The sequence below is a fragment of the Streptomyces caelestis genome (assembly GCF_001279005.1).
Classification (GTDB): Bacteria; Actinomycetota; Actinomycetes; order Streptomycetales; family Streptomycetaceae; genus Streptomyces; species Streptomyces heliomycini.
Map to the genome: position 1 here is coordinate 1 of NZ_LGCN01000276.1, position 19,135 is coordinate 19,135.

The following is a 19,135-nucleotide window of genomic DNA, read 5'->3' on the forward strand; positions in this document are numbered from 1 at the left end:
GATCGAACCGACCGGGTCGGGGTATCAACATATCTGGCGTTGACTTTTGGCACGCTGTTGAGTTCTCAAGGAACGGACGCTTCCTTCGTACTCACCCTCTCGGGCTTTCCTCCGGGCGCTTCCCTTCGGTGCTTCCAACACTACCAGTGTTTTTCCGGCCCTTTGACCACCCTCCTGCAGGCATGCAAGGAGTGATCCAAAGATTAGGATCTGACACGTTGGATTGCTGTCGAGTGAGGGGCATCTGTTCACGCCGCTCATCCCCGAGCAGGGGTACGACTCTACACGGGGTCGCGGACCACGTGCAAATCGATTAGGGTGCATGGTCTAGACCTCTCGTCTAGACCACTGATCCGGACCTGCCCTCCGGAACCGGTACGTCATATGACATACGCTGCTGAACAGCGCGCCGGAGACAGGCAGCGACGGCGGCGTACGTACAGATCTCCACGCCTGGGAGGCTCCCCATGACCACCGTGACGTCCCCGCTCGCAGGACGGGCCATCGGACTGGCGTCCGTGCCCGACCCGGTCTTCTCCGGGGCCATGGTCGGCCCGGGCACGGCGATCGACCCCGCGCGGGAGCCCTCCGAGGCCGTCTCCCCGGTCGACGGTGTGCTCGTCTCCCTTCATCCGCACGCGTTCGTCGTGGTCGACGAGAGCGGACACGGCGTGCTCACCCACCTCGGCATCGACACCGTGCAGCTCAACGGCGAGGGTTTCGAGCTGCTCGTCAACAAGGGTGACACCGTGACGCGCGGCCAGAGCATCGTGCGCTGGAACCCGGCCGCCGTCGAAGCCGCCGGCAAGTCCCCGGTGTGCCCGGTCGTTGCCCTGGAGGCCACGGCGGACGCTCTCTCCGAGCTCCGTGACGACGGCGATGTGAAGGCCGGCGACACCCTTTTCTTCTGGAAGTGACGGGGTGCCGCCCCGTGGCGGCCACCAGGACAACCAACGCGGCGGCGGAGCCCGCCGCTCTACCGGAGACGGGTGAGATGGAGACAACGCTGCGAGGCGTCGGTGTCAGCCACGGTGTGGCGATCGGCGAGGTACGGCACATGGGTACGGCGGTGCTCGAGCCGCCGGCCAAGCAGATCCCGGCGGAAGAGGCGGAGCGCGAGCAAGGGCGTGCCCGCAAGGCCGTGGAGGCGGTCGCGGCCGATCTGACGGCACGCGGCAACCTCGCCGGGGGCGAGGCCCAGGCGGTTCTCGAGGCGCAGGCCATGATGGCTCAGGACCCCGAGCTGATGGCCGACGTGGAGCGGCGCATCGCCGTCGGCAGCACCGCTGAGCGCGCGGTGTACGACGCGTTCGCCGCGTACCGCGAGCTGCTCGCGAATGCCGGTGAGTATCTGGCGGGCCGCGTGGCCGACCTCGACGACGTGCGGAACCGTATCGTCGCGCGGCTGCTCGGGGTGCCGATGCCGGGTGTGCCGGACAGCGACGAACCGTACGTCCTCGTGGCCCGTGATCTCGCGCCGGCGGACACGGCGCTGCTCGACCCGACGTTGGTGCTCGGCTTCGTGACCGAGGAGGGTGGCCCCACCAGCCACAGCGCGATCCTGGCCCGCGCTCTCGGTGTCCCGGCCGTGGTCGCCCTGCCGGGGGCCGGTGAACTCGCCGAGGGCACGCTGATAGCGGTCGACGGCAGCACCGGGGAGATCTTCGTGAACCCGAGCGACGAGAAGAAGGCTCGGCTCGAGGCGGCGGCGGCCGAGCGCAAGGCGGCGCTGGCCGCCTCGACCGGGCCCGGGGCGACCGCCGACGGTCACAAGGTGCCGCTGCTGGCCAACATCGGTGGCCCGGCGGATGTGGCGGCCGCCGTGGAGGCGGGCGCGGAGGGCGTCGGTCTCTTCCGTACCGAGTTCCTGTTCCTGGACGACGACAAGAAGGCTCCTTCCGAGGAGAAGCAGGTCGCGGCCTACCGTCAGGTGCTCGAGGCGTTCCCCGAGGGCCGTGTCGTGGTGCGGGTGCTGGACGCGGGGGCGGACAAGCCGCTGGACTTCCTCACCCCGGCGGACGAGCCGAACCCGGCACTGGGCGTGCGCGGTCTGCGGACACTGCTCGACCACCCCGGGGTGCTGCGTACACAGCTGACGGCACTCGCCAAGGCCGCCGAGGGGCTGCCCGTCCACCTCGAGGTCATGGCCCCGATGGTGGCGGACCGGGCCGATGCCAAGGCTTTCGCGGACGCCTGCCGGGAGGCGGGGCTGCGGGCGAAGTTCGGCGCGATGGTCGAGATTCCGTCGGCCGCGCTGCGGGCGCGTTCGGTGTTGCAGGAGGTGGAGTTCCTGTCGCTGGGCACGAACGACCTCGCGCAGTACACGTTCGCCGCGGACCGCCAGGTGGGTGCGGTCTCCCGGCTGCAGGACCCGTGGCAGCCCGCGCTCCTCGACCTGGTGGCGTTGTCCGCCGAGGCTGCGAAGGCCGAGGGCAAGAGCTGCGGTGTCTGCGGTGAGGCCGCTTCCGACCCGCTGCTCGCGTGTGTGCTGACCGGTCTGGGTGTCACCTCTCTCTCCATGGGGGCGGCGTCCATTCCGTATGTACGGGCGTCGCTGGCGAAGTTCACGCTGGCGCAGTGTGAGCGGGCCGCGGCGGCGGCCCGGGCGGCGGACAGCGCCGCGGATGCCCGTGACGCCGCTCAGGCGGTGCTGTCGGGCGAGTAGCCGGACCGGGCCGGCCGGCGATCGGTGTCCCGAGGGGCGCTCCACTTGGAGGTGGGGCGCCCCTCGGGCGTTTCCGGCTCAGTGGTGGTGGGCCGGGTTCGGCCCCTCACCGAGGTCGGGCGGCTCGCAGTAGTCGACGTTGGGCTCCGGGGAGATGAGGTCTCCGGACTCGGCGTCGGTGCAGTAGGCGTCGAAGACCTCGCCGGCGGTGAGGGGTTCGAGGCCGTGGGCGCGCAGTCGCCAGCCGTGGACACGGTCGGGGCTGCCGGGTTCGCTGGTCCGCATGACCAGTCCGCCGGGGCTCCCGGTGGCGAGACCGACGGCCAGGACCGTGGTGAACTCGCGGGCTTCGGACTCGTCGAGTTCCATGCGACCGGCGATGTCGTCCGCGTGCAGGACGGCGATGAGCGCTTCGGGTGGTCCGGAGACGCTGCACACGAGGTGCAGATCGCCGGGTGGGGCCGTGTCGAGGATGCGGACGAGGAGGTGCGAGGCGCGGGTGAAGGCGGCGCGGCCCAGGTCCTCGCCGCACGTGGCGCAGGTGCCGAGACGGGCGAGGACCTGGGCCGCGTACTCCCAGGTGGCCTGGCGTACGGCCTCGTCGACGAGGCTGGGCAGGAGGTCGGCCAGGGGGCGGCCGTCGTAGGGGACTGTGGGGCCGGTGGAGGCGAGTGCGGCCGTGAACCGTGCGCGGCTGGTGTGGCTGTCGGGGTCGAGGCCCGTTTCCGCGCAGTACTCGGCGTAGTCCTCGGGGTCGAAGAGGGCCACCGTGGTGTGGCCGCCCTGCAGCGCGCGCGTCCTGAGGACGGCTTCCACGTGTTTGAGGTAGGTGGTGTGGTCGTCGAAGACGAAGCTGTCGTAGCGCCGCATGGCGCGGAAGTCGTGCTCGTCGGCCAGCAGGCCGATGGTGCCGGCGACTTCGCGGTGCAGGACGCGCCGCATGGTTCGGTGGTCGGTGTACGCCATGTCTCCCCCTGTACACAGTCGATCAATGCTCACTCACAGTAATCGGCGGCACTGACAACGGTGCCCGGCCGGGTGGACCGGCGGGGGAGCCGGCTCTTCCCCGCGGGGTGGATCAGGCGCGCTTGCGGGCGAGTTCCTCGTAGAAGGCGAGCAGGTCGAGGTTGTCGATGGATCCCGGGTTGACCGCTTTTTCCAGCGGGGCGCCCTGGAGGAGACGCTTGACCGGGACCTCGATGCGTTTGCCGGTGAGGGTGTGCGGGACGCCGGGCACCTCGATGATCTCGTCGGGGACGTGACGCGGTGACAGGTGTTCGCGGATGGTCTGCTTGATGCGGCCGCGCAGGTCCTCGTCGAGGGCGGATCCGGGTGCCAGGTGGACGAACAGGGGCATCCAGTAGCCGCCGTCGGGCTGTTCGACGCCGATGACGAGGGATTCCCTGATCTCGGGGAGGCGTTCCACGGCTTCGTAGATGTCGGCCGATCCCATGCGGACGCCCTGGCGGTTGAGCGTGGAGTCGGAGCGGCCGTGGATGACGACGGAGCCCCGGGAGGTGATGGTGATCCAGTCTCCGTGCCGCCAGACGCCGGGGTAGGTGTCGAAGTAGCTGTCGTGGTACCGGGTGCCGTCGGGGTCGTTCCAGAAGTGGATCGGCATGGAGGGCATCGGATTGGTGACCACGAGTTCGCCGACCTCGTCGGTCAGGGGCTTGCCGCTGGGGTCCCAGGACTGCAGGTCCGTGCCCAGGCCGGGGGCCTGGAGCTCGCCGATGTGGACGGGGAGGGTCGGTACGGCTCCGGCGAAGCAGGAGCACACGTCCGTGCCGCCGCTGACGGAGGCGATCCACAGGTCAGCCCCGTTCTCGGCGAACTCGTCGTGCAGCCAGCGGAAGCCGTCGGGGGGCAGGGGGGAGCCGGTGGTCGCGACGCACTTCACCGCGGAGAGGTCGAAGTCGCGCGAGGGGTGCACGCCGGCCTTGCGGCACGCCATGACGTAGGCGGCGGAGGTGCCGTAGAGGGTGGCGCCGGTGCGTTCGGCGATGCGCCACTGGGCGCCTGTGTCCGGGTGGCCGGGGCTGCCGTCGTACAGGACGATCGTCGTTCCGGTCAGGAGGCCGGAGACGAGGAAGTTCCACATCATCCAGCCGGTGGAGGTGTACCAGAAGAAGCGGTCCTCGGGGCCCAGGTCGCAGTGGAGCCCGAGCTGCTTGAGGTGCTCGACGAGGATGCCGCCCTGGGACTGGACGATCGCCTTGGGCAGTCCGGTGGTGCCGGAGGAGTAGAGCACCCACAGCGGGTGGTCGAAGGGCACCGGTTCGAAGACCGGCTCGGTGTCCGCTGCGGTGAGCGCGGACCAGTCCAGTGCGCCGTCGGGGGCCTCGGTGCCGAGCAGGGGGATGTGCACGACGGCGCGCAGGGTGGGCAGTTCGCGGCGCAGTTCGGCGACGACGTCGCGGCGGTCGTGTTCCTTTCCGCCGTAGCGGTAGCCGTCGACGGTGAACAGGACGACGGGTTCCACCTGTTGGAAGCGGTCGAGGACGCTGCGGGCGCCGAAGTCGGGTGCGCAGGAGGTCCACACGCCGCCCACGGCCGCCGTGGCGAGGAGGGCGACGACGGCCTGCGGGATGTTCGGCAGGTATCCGCTGACCCGGTCTCCGGGGCGTACGCCGAGGGAGCGCAGTTCGGCCGCCAGGGAGCCGACCTGGCGGCGCAGCTCGGCCCAGGTGACGGGGCGCGGGTCATGGGTTTCGTCGACGTACAGCAGGGCCGCTTCGTCCGCGCGGGAGGCGGCGGCGCGCAGCGCGTGTTCGGCGTAGTTCAGCGTGGCTCCGGGGAACCACTGGGCTCCGGGCATCGTACGGTCGCCCAGCACGCGCGCGTAGGGGGTCGAGAAGTGGACGTCGAACCACTCCGTGACCGCTTTCCAGAAGGTGTCCAGCTCGTCCACGGACCAGCGGTGGAGAGCCGCGTAGCCGCCCTCGGCGGGGGCGCCGTGGTGTTCGGCGGCCCACGTCTGGAACGTGGTGATCCGTGCCTGGGCGATCTGCTCCCGGCTCGGCTGCCAGAGCGGCTGGGGGTTCACGGTCGACATGGGGCGGCTCCCGGACTGTGCGCGTCGTGTGCGTCCTCCGCGCACGGGCTGGGGTGTGCGCGTGACGCGGCTGACAGGGACGATGCCATGTGATCGACTTCCGCACCAGGGCATCCCTCACACAGTCCGTGTCGTGAAGATGTGCTCCGATCACAGGTGAACGGCAGTTGAACGACCCGCACGGTGGGTGTGGGCGATGGCAGGGTGAGCAGCATGGACGGTCGTGACCTGGTGCGTTCGGTGAAATCGGTCGGTTCGGTGGGGGCGGCTCAGGGGTTGCGTACCGTACGGGCAGCGTGGCGCAGGCGGCGTGCCGACGCCATCGGGCTGCCCGTGCGGGGGCCGGTGCGGGCGCGGGTTCCCGGGACCGTGCGGGAGGTGGAGCCGGGGCTCGGTGGCGGGCTGGTCAGGTTCGGCCGCTCGGAGTTGCGGATCTTCGTGGCGGTGAACGGCGCGGTCTTCTGGGGCTGGGACGGGGCTGCTCCGGAGCCGTCGTACGCGCTGGCCGACCGCTGTCCCGATCCGGATCCGCGGGCCGCGCTGGAGCCGGACAAGGACGGTGGCTGGCGGGTGGTGGCCGAGCGGGTGACGGTGGTGGTCTCGCGGCACGGCGCGGTGGAGGTGCTCACCCCGGGGGGTGTGATGCTTCGGCGCGATCTGCCGCCGCGGTGGTGGGAGCCGGTGGGTGGTGGTGCCGCGTGCTGGAGGCAGCGGTCCGAGGTGCCGGCCGACGCGCGTTTCTTCGGGCTCGGGGGGCGTGTTCCGGGTCCTCGGCTGCGGGACGGCGCGTACCGGCTGTGGAACGCCGCGCCCGGCCGTGCCGTCGGCCTCGGTGACGGTCCGCTGTCCTTGACGATGCCGGTGCAGATGGTGGTGGCCGACGCGGGCACGCACCTGGTGTTCTACGACAACTCGTGGGACGGCACCGTGACGCTGCGGGAGGGTGAGGAGGGGGCCGGTTCCGGACACGACCGGGCCGGAACGAGCGAGCTGCGCATGGACGGTGGTCCGCTGCGCTGCTGGGTGATGGTGGGTGCTCCCGCGCGGGTGCTGCTCGCCTGGGCCTCGCTCACCGGCGCGCCGGCGCTGCCGCCCGGGTGGGCGCTCGGTCACCATCACGCGCGAGGGGTCCTCGGCGACGAGGAGGAGGTGCGGCGGATCGTCGAGGGGCACCGGGAGCACGGGCTGCCGCTCGACGCCGTGCACCTCGGCGTCGATCACTTCGATGCCCGTCAGGTGTTCACCGTGGACCGGGAGCGGTTCCCCAAGCTGCCGGTCCTCGCGGACGAGCTGCGGCGCGAGGGGATCAGGCTGGTGTCGGTCGTGGGTCCGGCGGTGGGCGTGGTGCCCGGCACCACCGTGTACGACGAGGGGGTGGAGCGGGACGCGTTCGTCCGGGACGCCTCCGGGGCGGTCGTGGAAGGGGTCGGGTGGTCCGGAGAGGCGGTCTTTCCGGACTTCACGCACGCGCGCGTGCGTGCGTGGTGGGGTGACTTGTACACGGAGCGGCTGGCGCAGGGGTTCGCGGGCTTCTGGCACAGCATGGACGAGCCGACGTCCTTCACGGCCTTCGGCGAGCCGACGCTGCCGCGGTCGGCGCGCCACGCGCTGGACGGGCGCGGAGGCGACCATCGCGAGGCGCACAACGTGTACGGGCTGTGCATGGCCCGGGCGGCGTACGAGGGACTGCGGGAGCGGGCCCCCGGGGAGCGGCCGTTCGTGTTCTCGCGTTCCGGGTGGGCCGGTATGCAGCGTCACGGCGGGGCGTGGTCGGGCGAGGCGATGACGGGGTGGTCCGGGTTGCGGGCGGCGCTGTCGCTGGTGCTGGGGCTGGGTCTGTGCGGTGTTCCCTATGCGGGCCCGGACGTCGGCGGCTTCGACGGGGAGGCGTCGCCCGAGCTGTATCTGCGCGGGCTCCAGTTGGGGTCCTATCTTCCGTTCTTCCGCACCCGTGCCGGTGTGTGTGCGGGCCGGGGCGAGCCGTGGGAGTCCGGCGCGGAGGTTCTCGGGCACGCGCGCGTGGCGTTCGTCGAACGCCGGCGACTGCTGCCGTACTTCATGACGCTGGCGCATCTGGCCCGACGTACCGGAGCGCCGTATGTGCGGCCGTTGTGGTGGTCGGCGCCCGAGGAGCGGGCGTTGCGCGACTGCGAGGACGCCTTCCTGCTCGGCGACTGTCTGCTGGTGGCACCGGTGCTCGCGCCGGGCGTGGACCGGCGGGCGGTCCGGCTGCCGCGCGGGCGGTGGTACGACACGGCGACGGAACGGGCGTACGACGGACCGGCCCGGGTGTGGGTCGACGCGCCGCTGGGGCGGATTCCGGTGTTCGCACGCGGGGGCGCCGTTCTTCCGGTGTCGGGGGAGGACGGCGCTCCGGAGCTTGAGGTGTGGGCACCGGCCCGGGGGCGGACCGGGGGCGGACCGGTCGTGCCGGATGCCGGCGAGGGGTGGGGGGAGCCGGACATCGAGCGTTACACGGTGCGGTGGTCGGGCCCGCGGGTCGTCGTCGAGCGGGAGGGCGAGGACGGTGGCGTGGAGCCGTCCTGCCCGGTGCGCGTCCGCGGGGTGGGCACGGGCGGGGGTCAGATGTAGCGGCCCTCGAACCAGGCCCGTGCGGCCAGGGTGTGCAGGGGGAAGGCGAGTTCCTCCGGGCGGCGCAGCAGGTGGCGGTCCTTGGTCTCGTCGGTGGCGGTGAAGGGCGGCAGGTCTTCCGCGGGGCGTTCCGGGAGGAGCCCGAACAGCAGCAGGTGTCCGTCGGGCGAGCTCATGGCGTCGGCGAGCCGTACGTCGTGGCTCGCCGCGTCGATGCCGGTCTCTTCACCGAGTTCACGGACGACGGCCTGACGCCAGTCCTCCCGGTCGTCGATGTAGCCGCCGGGCAGGGCCGTGCGCCCGCGCGCGGGCGCGATGGTGCGGGTGATGACGACGAGACCGGTGCCCTGCGTGTCGTACACGGGCTGGAGGGCGACCGCGACCGGCAGCGGGTTGCGGTAGGCGACGGTGCCGCAGGACGGACAGGTGCGGGGCCAGCCGGAGACGCCCTCTGCGAAGGCCGTACCGCAGCTCGAACAGTGGGAGCCCGGCGCGGAGTTGGGAGCCGTGGCATGAGTTTCGGACACGCGCGGACTGTATCCGATCACGGTGGGGGCGTCTTGGGGGCCGGTCAGTTGTGGCCGGTGAGTGACCTCCGGGACACCGGGAAGTCGAAGTAGGTGGCCGGGTGGGCCTCCGGCTTGAAGGTGTAGTGCCACCACTCCTCGGCGAGGTTCACGAAGCCGAGGTCCTCCAGGGTGTTCTTGAGGAGCAGCCGGTTGGCGCGCTGTTCGCCCTGGACGCGCGGGTCGAGGGTGTGGCTGAGGGTGTCGAAGCAGTCGTAGCCGGTGCCCATGTCGACGGAGGTGTCGGGGAACCGCTCGCCCTCGGGGGCGAAGCAGGGGGTGAGGGGCCGGCCGGGGTGGTAGGGCCTTGCCGACTTCGCGGGGAGTTCCACGAGGGTGAGGTCCACGGTCGAGCCACGGCTGTGGCCGGATTTCTCCGCGATGTAGCCGTCGGCGAACAACCGGGTCTTGTCGACGTTCGGGTAGAACTCGGTCTTCATCCTCTGATCGTCGAGGTCCTTGGCCCAGCGGACGAAGTGGTCCACCGCGCGCTGCGGCCGGTAGCAGTCGTACACCTTCAGGGAACGGCCCTGGCGCAGCAGCTTCCGCTGCGCCGCGCGGAGGGCCTCGGCGGCGGGGCGGGTGAGGAGGCACAGCGGCTGCCGGTAGCCGTCGATGGGCTCGCCGACGAAGTTGTGCGGGGTGAAGTAACGAATCTCCTGGATGATCGTCGGGTCCACGCTGTTCAGTGCGACGACGTCACGGGGCGCCTTGGGTTCGGGCTTCGCCTGGACGGAGGCGGAGGCGGCGGCGGTCGTGGCGAGCAGAGCGGCGACGGCGGTCAGGGCGCGTGCCGCGAGGGAGAGTCGTGTCATGTCCCCTGCATCTATCAGGAGTCGGCCCCTCCGGGGAAGGCCCCCTCCTCCGACCGCCGGGTGGCCTCGTCACCGCGGAGGTGACGCTTCCGGCCGGGCGGCCGCCAACCGTTGCGGTCGGTGACCTCCCACCCTGAGTGCCGGTGAACGCTTCCCGGCGTCAGACGGCATCGCCGTACCTCTCGGTGCATTCCGGCACGCCGCCGCCGGGGCATCCTGTGGCGCGGCCCACTCCCCCACGGACGGTTCGGCTGCGACGGCACGCTCGTCACGGACGCCGGGCAGGGCGCGGATCCTCCCTGCCTCCGGCTGAAGTCGCCATGGGAAACGCGCCCCGCACGCGAGGTCCGGGCTGGAACCTCACCGAGGTGACCAACCGCGGGACGGAGCATGCTGATGAGCCCGGAGACGTTGCGGTGGGACGTGTCCGTCCTCGCCGCGGTGCGCGTGCCCGAGGCGATGCTGCCGGAGATCGGGGCCTCCGCGGAGGTCCACGGCACCGCGGTGGGCCGACTCCCCGGCGCATCCGTCGCCTCCGCGCCGGGCGGCCGGCAGGCAGTGGTTCTCGGGCAGGCCTGTGGGACGTGGGCACGGCGAAGAACACCTACGGCAGGGGCGGCTCCCCGCTGCTCGGCACCGGCGGCCGACCCGTGCCGTCGAAGAGCGGACTGCTCACGACGGTGGGTTACGAGATCGGCGACGAGACTCCCGTCCACGGTCCGGAGGGGGCGATCGCCTCAACGGGCGCGCCGGCACAATGGTTCCGCGGCCAGCTCGGCGTCATCCGCACCGCCGACGAGGTCGAGCGGCCGGCGACAAGCGTGCAGGACAACGGCGGCGCCTGTGTCGTGCCCGCCTTCTGCGGCCTCTTCGCGCCGTACCGGCGCTCCGACGCACGAGGTCGTGGACGCCGTGTACCAGGATTCCGGGATACGCATGATGCAGCACCAGGCGGACGTGCTCGGGGTGCCGGTGCTCCGGCCTAGGGTCTCCGAGACGACCTGCCCGGGCGCCGCGTACGCGGCGGGGCTCGTCACGGGCGTGCGGAACGGTCTGGACGAGCTGACGTCGCACCGGCGCAAGGCGGTGGAGAAGAGCTTCGGCTGGACGGAGGAGGGTGACGACCGACCACGCGCGTGGTGCATCGTCTTCCGGACCCGCGGCCCGGACTCCGGTCGGTGGGGAGGTACGGGCCGCGGGCCTGCCGCCGTTCTCAGGTGCCGACCGTCTGGCGTCGCTGTGCGGCCTGGGCCATGGCGTGCTGGACGACGCCGACGAGGACCTCCTTGACCGACTCGCGGTCCCGCGCGTCGCACATCAGCAGCGGTACGTGGTCGTCGAGGTCGAGCGCGCGGCGGACGTCGTCGGCCGGGTAGCGCGCCGCTCCGTCGAAGCGGTTGACGCCGACGAGGAACGGGATGGCGCGCCGCTCGAAGTAGTCGATGGCCGCGAAGCAGTCCTCCAGGCGCCGGGTGTCGGCGAGGACGACGGCTCCGAGGGCGCCCTCGGAGAGCTCGTCCCACATGAACCAGAACCGCTCCTGCCCGGGCGTGCCGAAGAGGTACAGCACCAGGTCCTCGCGGAGCGTGATGCGGCCGAAGTCCATGGCCACGGTGGTGGTGTTCTTGGCCTCCACACCGGAGACGTCGTCGACCGGGCGCCCTGCCTCGGTGAGGAGTTCCTCGGTGCGCAGCGGTCTGATCTCGCTGACCGCGCCGACGAGCGTGGTCTTGCCCACGCCGAAGCCGCCGGCCACCAGGATCTTGAGCGTGACGGGCTCGACCGGGGGCTTGCCGCGCTCAGAACGCCCGAAGATCATCGATCTCTTCTCCTGCTTGATGGGGGTCGGGCGGCGGGCCGTATCCCCCGCCGCCGGGGGTTTCGACGACGAGTACGTCGCCGGGTCCGACGTCCGCCGAGTCGCTTCCGGCGAGCCGGGTGACCGTGCCGTCCGCCCGTTCGATCCGGTGGGCGCCCGGCGCGCCGGGTTCGCCTCCGGCCATGCCGTACGGGGGGACCCTGCGGTGCTGGGACAGCGTGGAGACCGTCATGGGCTCCAGGAAGCGGATGCGGCGCATGGCTCCGTCCCCGCCGCGCCACCGTCCGGCGCCCCCGCTGCCGCGGCGCACCGCGAACTCCTCAAGGCGGACGGGCAGCCGCCACTCCAGGATCTCGGGGTCGGTGAGCCGGGAGTTGGTCATGTGGGTCTGCACGACGGATGCTCCGGGGAAACCGTCTCCGGCGCCCGAGCCGGAGGCGACGGTTTCGTAGTACTGGTGGCGGGCGTTGCCGAAGGTGACGTTGTTCATGGTGCCGGAGCCCTCCGCCTGGACGCCGAGGGCCGCGTACAGGGCGCCGGTGATGGCCTGTGAGGTCTCCACGTTGCCCGCGACGACGGCGGCCGGCGGCTCGGGCGCCAGCATGGAGCCCGGCGGCACGGTGATGTCCAGCGGTCGCAGGCAGCCGTCGTTGAGCGGGATGTCGTCGGCGACCAGGGTACGGAAGACGTACAGGACCGCCGCGTTGACGACGGCGCAGGGGGCGTTGAAGTTGGTGGGCAGCTGGGCGGAGGTGCCGGTGAAGTCGATGGTCGCGCGGCGGTTCACGCGGTCCACGCGGACGTGGACGCGGATGACGGCGCCCGAGTCGGTCTCGTAGGCGTACGCACCGTCGTCGAGGGCGTCGATGACGCGGCGCACCGCCTCTTCGGCGTTGTCCTGGACGTGCTTCATGTAGGCCTGGACGACGTCGAGGCCGAAGTCCTCGATCATGCGGCCGACCTCGTCGACGCCCTTGCGGTTGGCGGCGATCTGGGCGCGCAGGTCGGCGAGGTTGGTCTTCGGGTTGCGGGAGGGGTGGGGGGCCTCGGTGAGGAGACGGAGGGTCTCCTCCTCGCGGAAACGGCCGTTCTCGGCGAGCAGCCAGTTGTCGAAGAGGACGCCCTCCTCGTCGATGGTGCGGCTGTCGGCCGGCATGGATCCCGGGGCGATGCCGCCGATCTCGGCGTGGTGGCCGCGTGAGGCGACGTAGAAGAGGACCTTCCGGTCACTCTCCGTGCCGTCGGTGGGCTCGGTGCCGAAGACCGGGGTGATGACGGTGACGTCGGGCAGGTGGGTGCCGCCGTGGTAGGGATCGTTGACGGCGTAGGTGTCCCCGGGACGCATGGCCGGACCGCGCCGCCGGATGACCTCTTTGACGCTCGTGCCCATCGAGCCCAGGTGGACGGGGATGTGCGGGGCGTTGGCCACCAGGTTTCCGTCGGGGTCGAAGAGGGCGCAGGAGAAGTCCAGGCGTTCCTTGATGTTGACGGACTGAGCGGTGGACTCGAGACGGGCGCCCATCTGTTCTGCGATGGACATGAAGAGGTTGTTGAAGACCTCGAGCAGCACGGGGTCGGCTTCCGTGTCGGCTCGGGAACTCTGCGTAACCGCGACGCGTTCCATGACCAGATGCCCGTCGTCGGTCGTCGCGGCCCGCCAGCCCTCGTCGACGACGGTCGTCGCTCCGGACTCGGTGATGATCGCGGGTCCGGTGACGGTTTCGCCGGGGGGAAGGTCCTCGCGGCGGTGGAGTGGTGCGTCGCGCCAGGTGCCGACGGTGTGGAGGCGGACGGTCCGCGGGGCCTCGCCTCGGTGTCGAACGGCGCCTTCGTGGGGAGCGAGGGCGGAGAGATCGGGGGGTTCGGTGATGCCGGTGGCTTCGACGGAGAGGGCTTCGACGACGATCGGACGGTCGAGGGTGAAGGAGTACGTGGCGCGATGACGTTCTTCGAAGGCATGCCGCATCGTGCCGGGCTCGGTCAGCTCGACGGTGAGGGTGGTGTCGGTGCCGTCGTAGCGGAGCTGGGCGCGGCGGGTGACCTCGATGCGCTCCTCGGGGACGTCCTCGGCGAGGAGTTCCGCGCGGGCCGCCGCTTCGAGGTCGTCGGCGGTCTTGTGGACGCCGGGCATGGAGGACGGTTCCAGGGGGGCCTCGACGGAGCGCTCCCGCATGGCCGTGGTGTCGGCGAGGCCGATGCCGAGCGCGGACAGGACGCCGGCCATGGGCGGGACGAGGACGGTGCGGATGCCGAGGGAGTCGGCGACCATGCACGCGTGCTGTCCACCCGCTCCGCCGAAGGTGGTGAGGGCGTACCGGGTGATGTCGTGGCCTTTTTGCACGGAGATCCGCTTCACCGCGCCGGCGATGTTGGCGACGGCGATCCTCAGGTAGCCCTCGGCTACCTGCTCGGGGGTGCGGTCGTCGCCGGTCTGCTCGTGGATCTCGTCGGCGAGGGCGGTGAAGCGGTCGCGGACGAGCGCGTCGTCGAGGGGCCGGCCGCCGTCCGGGCCGAACACCGCGGGGAAGTGGACGGACTGGATACGGCCGAGCATGACGTTGGCGTCGGTGACCGTGAGCGGGCCCCCGCGCCGGTAACAGGCGGGGCCCGGGTCGGCGCCCGCCGAGTCCGGCCCCACGCGGTAGCGGGAGCCGTCGAAGTGGAGGACCGAGCCGCCGCCGGCGGCGACGGTGTGGATGTCCAGCATGGGCGCACGCAGCCGGACTCCGGCGATCCGCGTGGTGAAGACGCGTTCGTACTCGCCCGCGTAGTGCGAGACGTCGGTGGAGGTGCCGCCCATGTCGAAGCCGATGACGCGGTCGAAGCCGGCGAGCTGCGACATGCGGGCCATGCCCACGATGCCGCCGGCCGGCCCGGACAGCACGGCGTCCTTGCCGCGGAACCGGCCGGCCTCGGTGAGGCCGCCGTTGGACTGCATGAACATCAGCCGTACGCCGTCGAGTTCGTCGGCGACATGGCGGACGTAGCGGCGCAGCACGGGCGAGAGGTAGGCGTCGACGACGGCGGTGTCACCGCGCGGGACGAGCTTCATCAAAGGACTGACCTCGCTGGACAGCGAGATCTGGGGGAAGCCGATGCGGGCGGCGAGTTCCCCGACCGCTTGCTCGTGGGCGGGGTGGAGGTGGCTGTGCACGCAGACCACGGCGACGGCCCGGATGCCGTCGTCGTACGCCTGTCGCAGCGGTCCGGTGAGGGCGTCCAGGTCGGGGGCGCGCAGGACGGTCCCGTCGGCGGCGATGCGTTCGTCCACCTCGACGACCCGTTCGTGCAGCAGTTCGGGCAGGTCGATGCGGCGGGCGAAGATGTGCGGTCGGTTCTGGTAGGCGATGCGCAGCGCGTCGCGGAAGCCGCGGGTGACGACCAGCAGGGTCCGTTCGCCCTTGCGCTCGAGGAGGGCGTTGGTGGCGACGGTGGTCCCCATGCGCACGGCGTCGACGGGGGCGTCGGATCCGGCCAGCAGCTCACGGACGCCCACGACCGCCGCGTCGGTGCCGTGTGTCCCCCGGCCCCCACGGTGCCGGGTGTGTTCCGGAGCCGGGTTGTCGGACAGCACCTTGTGCGTCAGCAGCCGGCCGTCGGGGCGCCTCGCGACGATGTCGGTGAAGGTGCCGCCTCGGTCGACCCAGAACTGCCAGCCTGTCACGTCAGTATTCCGCTTCCGCGCCGGTCACAGCGCCCGGAGGCCGTTGATCACGTCGCGCAGAATACTCTCGTCCGGCAGCTCGGCCGGGGGTACCGGCCGGTTCACATGGACGAATTCCGATTCCACGAGATCTCCGACGAGGACCCGGACCACTCCGATCGGCAGATCGAGTTCGGCGGAGAGTTCGGCGACCGTCTGCGAGGTGTCGCGGCACAGTTCGACGATGTCCACGTGTTCCGGGGAGAGCGTGGGGTCGGCCTCCGGATCGTCCGCGTGCGGCTCCGTGACGACCACCGCGATCAGGTCGAGGCGGTGCTGGGCCGCACTGGTGGTGCGGCCCCGCGTCATGGCGTACGGACGGACGACCGGTCCGGCCTCGTCGTCGAACCAGTGGCTTCTCCCCTGACCGTCAGCGCTCATGTCATCCCACTACCCGCCCGAGGGCAGATCGGTGCGCGGAGCGGCGTCCAGATGCACACCCACCCGCTTCACGAGGAGCGTCATCTCGTAGGCGACCTGCCCGACGTCCGAGTCGGCGTCCGCGAGGACGGCGAGGCAGCTCCCGTCGCCGGCGGCGGTGACGAAGAGGAACGCCTCGTCGAGTTCGACGACGGTCTGGCGGACGTCGCCGGCCTCGAAGTGGCGGCCCACGCCCTTGGCGAGACTGTGGAAGCCGGAGGCGACGGCGGCCAGATGCTCGCTGTCCTCCCGGGTGAGGTCCTTCGACGCCCCCGTGGGCAGGCCGTCGCCGGAGAGCACGATCGCCTTGCGGATGCTGGCGACGCGGTCCACCAGGTCGTCGAGGAGCCAGTTCAGCTCCCCCTTGTCGGTCGTGGTGTGGCCGGTGGCCCTCGGTGCGGTCATCGACCGTCCCCCTTTGTCGTTCGTCGTGATGCTGTGCCGCTGTCGGCTTCGTCGCCGGCGGCGTTCTCCTCGCGGCCGCGCTGCCAGCCGCGCTGGAGCGAGGCCATGCGGCTGCGGACTTCGTCGGCATCCCGTTCAACGGGCCGGGGCCTGTCCTCGTTCCGCCGTTCGGCGCTGTGCTTGAGCTGCGGGGCGAGGCTGGCCTGTCGTACGCGCCGGGGCAGTGGTCCGCCGCCGGGTCGTGCGGCGCCGGTGTCCGTGTCGCCCGCGGCCGGCGAGGAGTCGTCGGGGCCGCTCGCCGCGATGGCGGGGCGGCGGATGCGCCGGGGAAGGCCGGCAGGGGGATCCGGCCGGTCGTCGCGCACGGGGCCGGAGGGCGCCTGGGTGTCGTTCCGGTCCCCAGCTCCGGTCCTGGGTCGGGAGGGGCCGGGGCTCCGGCGGCGGGCGGGCAACGGAGGCAGCGAGTCCGCGTCCGGTCGTTCACGCTCGGCGTCGGAGGAGAGCCGTTCGGTGCGGCGGCGCGCGGGGAGCGGGGAGGCCGCCTCCAGCTCGGGCCGGGTCGACGCGGCGGGAGGGCCCTCCTCTCCCGTGCGCTCCGCACGGGCGCGCGCGTCACGGACCGGGCGTCCGTGGGAGCTGACCAGCTTGGGTGTTCCCCTGCGGGCCGACGGGACCGGGGCGCTCCGGTCCTCTCCGACCGGGTCCGTGTCCTCCTGCGTGTCGGGGGTCTGCTGACGGTGCTCGCGGCCGGACCGCTCCTCCTGGGTGCCGGTGCGGGAGCGGCGGGGGCGGAAGAGGCCGCCGCGCCGGCTGTCCTCGTCGTCCAGGGCGCCGGGAAAGTCGTCGAGCGCGTCCAGGCCGACGGGGGCTTCCAGTTCGACCGGTCCGTCCAGCAGCGAGGCGGGGAGCCGGGGCAGCTGTACGGGCACCTGGGAGAGCGCGGCGCGGCGGCTCTCCTCCGGCTCGCGGTCCTTGGCGCGCTGGGGGCGGTCGAGGCGGAAGCCGACGCCGTTGGTGTCCGGAACGTCGTCCGTCAGCAGTGCGTCGGGGATGAAGACGACCGCTGTGGTGCCTCCGTACGGGGAGGGCTGCAGGGAGACCCTGACGTTCTGGCGCCGGGCGAGACGGCTGACCACGAACAGTCCGAGCCGGTCGGTGTCGGAGAGCTCGAACTCGGAGGTCTCGGCGAGTCTGAGGTTGGCGTCCAGAAGGGCGTCGGCCGCCATGCCGAGCCCGCGGTCGTGGATCTCCAGGGTGAAACCGTTGGCCACACGCTCGCCGTGGACCTGAACGGCAGTGTGCGGCGGGGAGAACACCGTGGCGTTCTCCAGCAGTTCGGCCACGAGGTGGGTGAGGTCGGCGACGGCCGGACCGGTGACGGCGACCCGCGGCAGCCGCCGGACCTCGATGCGTTCGTAGTCCTCGACCTCGGCGACGGAGGCGCGCACGACGTCCATGAGCTGGACGGGCTTGCGCCACTGCCGGGAGGGCGCGGCACCGGAGAGAATCACCAGGCCCTCGGCGTGCCGGCGCATGCGGGTGGTGAGGTGGTCCAGCCGGAACAGGTCGGCGAGTTCCTCGGTGTCCTCGGTCCTGCGTTCCATGGTGTCCAGCAGGGTGAGCTGCTTGTGCAGCAGGACCTGGCTGCGACGGGCGAGGTTGACGAACACCTCGGAGACGCCGGCGCGCAGTTCGGCCTGTTTGACGGCGGCCTCCACGGCGGCGCGCTGGAGGGTGTTGAGGGCCTGACCGACCTCCCCCATCTCGTTCCTGTCGTACTCCAGGCGCGGAACCTCGGTCTCGACGTCGACCTGTTCGCCCGCCGAGAGGCGGCGCATCACACTGGGCAGCCGTACGCCGGACGCCTCGTGGGCCTCCAGGCGCAACTGCCGGAGGTCCCGGACGAGTCCGCGGCCCACGCGTACGGAGAGGACGAGGGACACCAGGAGGGCGGCCAGTCCAAGGACACCGGCGATGACGGCCTGGGTGATGACGCCCATGGCGACGGGGCGGACGCGGTCCTGGTAGCGGTCGGCGGCCTGGTCGTTGAGGGTGCCGAGTTCGGAGAGCACCTTGCCTGCGGCGACGTCCCAGCTCTTGGCCGTGATCCCGCGGGGTGTCCCGGTGCCGGAGGAGACGGCTGCTTCCTCGCCCACGCGCAGGGGGGCGGACGCGGCGTTCTTCCAGAAGGTCTCGTAGCGGTCGCGCTCGGACGCGGGCAGCTGCGGCAGACCGGCGTCGTACATCAGGGTGCGCTGGGCCACGAGGCCGGAGATCTCCCGCACTTCGGTACGAGACAGTTTGCCGACGATCAGGGCGGAGCCGAGCAGTGCGTCCTCGCGGGAGAGCAGTTCGCGGGCGCGGGCGAGACTGACGAGGGCGCGGTACTGCTTGTCAAGCGCGACGTCGTCGACCACATGCAGATTGGCCAGCAGGATGTAGCACGGGTCGACCAGCCTGTTGTAGAGGTCGAGAGCCTGGGAACGGTCGACGGTGCCGTCCTCGACACTGCGGCGCAGGGACTCGATGCCCTCGAAGGAGTCCAGCACGGCGCTCAGTTCGCCGGAGTCCCCGTGCATGGCCTCGCGCACATCGGCGTTCGCCGCGCTCCTGCGGACGTCGGCGACGGCGGCGTCGGTGGCGGAGCGGCTGCGCCTCAGCGCGGCGAGGCCGTCGGAGGCGCGGGGGTCGGCGAGATAGACGAGGGTCTGCCGACGCTCCTGCTGGAGGACGCGGACGGTGTCCTCGACGGGGTAGCCGATCTCCTCCATCACCGACGACACGTCGAACAGATGGCTTGCCTCACGGCCCGTGAGCACCGTGGTGAAGACCCAGATCGTCGTCAGGGACAACAGCGGCACGAGAAGCAGCGCCACGATCTTCCGGCGGACGGACTTCCCGCGAAAGCGCATGGCCTCCCCCAGGTCGGCCCCCGAACGGCCGGGGGTACACATGTGCGTCAACAAACGGCGCGAGCCTACTACCGCGCCGGGATGAACTCTAAGAGCCGTCCGGAAGCCGTAGTTCAGTCCCGCGGGCGGGAGGTGACGAGTTGTCCGGGCATTGTGGGAGATCGCCTGTCGAAATCAGGGGTG

The 19,135-nt window shown here is 71.5% G+C and carries 12 protein-coding genes and 1 pseudogene; 4 read left to right on the forward strand and 9 right to left on the reverse strand.

Annotated elements, in window-relative coordinates; translation table 11 throughout:
* Positions 1-467 precede the first annotated feature (467 nt).
* On the forward strand, positions 468-917 hold the full coding sequence (locus tag ADK41_RS37225; RefSeq protein WP_030832557.1) for a PTS sugar transporter subunit IIA: 450 nt from the start codon (positions 468-470) through the stop codon (positions 915-917).
* 77 nt (positions 918-994) lie between these two features.
* Complete coding sequence (gene ptsP, locus ADK41_RS37230) at positions 995-2,665, forward strand: phosphoenolpyruvate--protein phosphotransferase (RefSeq protein ID WP_030832561.1); 1,671 nt, start codon at positions 995-997, stop codon at positions 2,663-2,665.
* A 78-nt stretch (positions 2,666-2,743) separates the two neighbouring features.
* Here the strand turns inward: ptsP and ADK41_RS37235 are convergent, their stop codons facing one another.
* Together ADK41_RS37235 and ADK41_RS37240 are read right to left on the reverse strand one after the other, a co-directional pair.
* The gene (locus ADK41_RS37235; protein WP_030832565.1) at positions 2,744-3,631 is read right to left on the reverse strand and encodes a hypothetical protein; all 888 of its coding nucleotides are present in this window, start codon (positions 3,629-3,631) and stop codon (positions 2,744-2,746) included.
* A 112-nt stretch (positions 3,632-3,743) separates the two neighbouring features.
* Entirely contained in the window at positions 3,744-5,720 is a 1,977-nt protein-coding gene (locus ADK41_RS37240; protein WP_030832578.1) for an acetoacetate--CoA ligase, read from the reverse strand.
* Between the two features lie 213 nt (positions 5,721-5,933).
* Between ADK41_RS37240 and ADK41_RS37245 the strand changes: the two genes are divergently transcribed.
* Positions 5,934-8,312, forward strand: a complete 2,379-nt coding sequence (locus ADK41_RS37245) for a glycoside hydrolase family 31 protein (protein ID WP_030832581.1) — start codon at positions 5,934-5,936, stop codon at positions 8,310-8,312.
* Here ADK41_RS37245 and ADK41_RS37250 read toward each other — a convergent pair.
* Together ADK41_RS37250 and ADK41_RS37255 are read right to left on the reverse strand one after the other, a co-directional pair.
* On the reverse strand, positions 8,303-8,839 hold the full coding sequence (locus ADK41_RS37250; RefSeq protein ID WP_030832584.1) for an NUDIX domain-containing protein: 537 nt from the start codon (positions 8,837-8,839) through the stop codon (positions 8,303-8,305). The two genes, ADK41_RS37245 and ADK41_RS37250, sit on opposite strands and share 10 nt — an antisense overlap.
* A 44-nt stretch (positions 8,840-8,883) precedes the next feature.
* A complete protein-coding gene (locus ADK41_RS37255) occupies positions 8,884-9,693 on the reverse strand; it encodes a M15 family metallopeptidase (protein WP_030832587.1) in 810 nt (269 codons plus the stop codon).
* Between the two features lie 350 nt (positions 9,694-10,043).
* Here ADK41_RS37255 and ADK41_RS40440 point away from each other — a divergent pair.
* Positions 10,044-10,818, forward strand: a pseudogene (locus ADK41_RS40440) (glycerol kinase); the annotation flags it as partial.
* Positions 10,819-10,906: 88 nt separating this feature from the next.
* Here the strand turns inward: ADK41_RS40440 and ADK41_RS37265 are convergent.
* Genes ADK41_RS37265 through ADK41_RS37285 form a run of 5 tightly spaced genes read right to left on the reverse strand, consistent with a single transcriptional unit; the run spans position 10,907 to position 18,952 of the window.
* Positions 10,907-11,512, reverse strand: a complete 606-nt coding sequence (locus ADK41_RS37265; RefSeq protein ID WP_030832592.1) for a GTP-binding protein — start codon at positions 11,510-11,512, stop codon at positions 10,907-10,909.
* Positions 11,493-15,176 (reverse strand): hydantoinase B/oxoprolinase family protein, encoded by a 3,684-nt coding sequence (locus ADK41_RS37270; protein ID WP_030832594.1) that lies wholly within the window; start codon positions 15,174-15,176, stop codon positions 11,493-11,495. The genes ADK41_RS37265 and ADK41_RS37270 overlap by 20 nt, the downstream gene beginning before the upstream one ends.
* A 24-nt stretch (positions 15,177-15,200) precedes the next feature.
* The gene (locus ADK41_RS37275) at positions 15,201-15,596 is read right to left on the reverse strand and encodes a DUF742 domain-containing protein (RefSeq protein WP_030832597.1); all 396 of its coding nucleotides are present in this window, start codon (positions 15,594-15,596) and stop codon (positions 15,201-15,203) included.
* A gap of 9 nt (positions 15,597-15,605) precedes the next feature.
* Complete coding sequence (locus ADK41_RS37280) at positions 15,606-16,040, reverse strand: roadblock/LC7 domain-containing protein (protein WP_030832600.1); 435 nt, start codon at positions 16,038-16,040, stop codon at positions 15,606-15,608.
* Positions 16,037-18,952, reverse strand: coding sequence for a sensor histidine kinase (locus ADK41_RS37285; RefSeq protein ID WP_030832603.1), 2,916 nt, complete (start codon positions 18,950-18,952; stop codon positions 16,037-16,039). Before ADK41_RS37285 ends, ADK41_RS37280 begins: the two co-directional genes overlap by 4 nt.
* Positions 18,953-19,135 lie beyond the last annotated feature (183 nt).

Excerpts from the sequence above, each read along its gene's own strand:
- ADK41_RS37225 (WP_030832557.1), top strand. The coding sequence starts at position 468 with ATGACCACCGTGACGTCCCCGCTCGCAGGACGGGCCATCGGACTGGCG.
- ptsP (WP_030832561.1), top strand. The coding sequence starts at position 995 with ATGGAGACAACGCTGCGAGGCGTCGGTGTCAGCCACGGTGTGGCGATC.
- ADK41_RS37235 (WP_030832565.1), bottom strand. The coding sequence starts at position 3,631 with ATGGCGTACACCGACCACCGAACCATGCGGCGCGTCCTGCACCGCGAA.
- ADK41_RS37240 (WP_030832578.1), bottom strand. The coding sequence starts at position 5,720 with ATGTCGACCGTGAACCCCCAGCCGCTCTGGCAGCCGAGCCGGGAGCAG.
- ADK41_RS37245 (WP_030832581.1), top strand. The coding sequence starts at position 5,934 with ATGGACGGTCGTGACCTGGTGCGTTCGGTGAAATCGGTCGGTTCGGTG.
- ADK41_RS37255 (WP_030832587.1), bottom strand. The coding sequence starts at position 9,693 with ATGACACGACTCTCCCTCGCGGCACGCGCCCTGACCGCCGTCGCCGCT.
- ADK41_RS37265 (WP_030832592.1), bottom strand. The coding sequence starts at position 11,512 with ATGATCTTCGGGCGTTCTGAGCGCGGCAAGCCCCCGGTCGAGCCCGTC.
- ADK41_RS37275 (WP_030832597.1), bottom strand. The coding sequence starts at position 15,596 with ATGAGCGCTGACGGTCAGGGGAGAAGCCACTGGTTCGACGACGAGGCC.
- ADK41_RS37280 (WP_030832600.1), bottom strand. The coding sequence starts at position 16,040 with ATGACCGCACCGAGGGCCACCGGCCACACCACGACCGACAAGGGGGAG.
- ADK41_RS37285 (WP_030832603.1), bottom strand. The coding sequence starts at position 18,952 with ATGCGCTTTCGCGGGAAGTCCGTCCGCCGGAAGATCGTGGCGCTGCTT.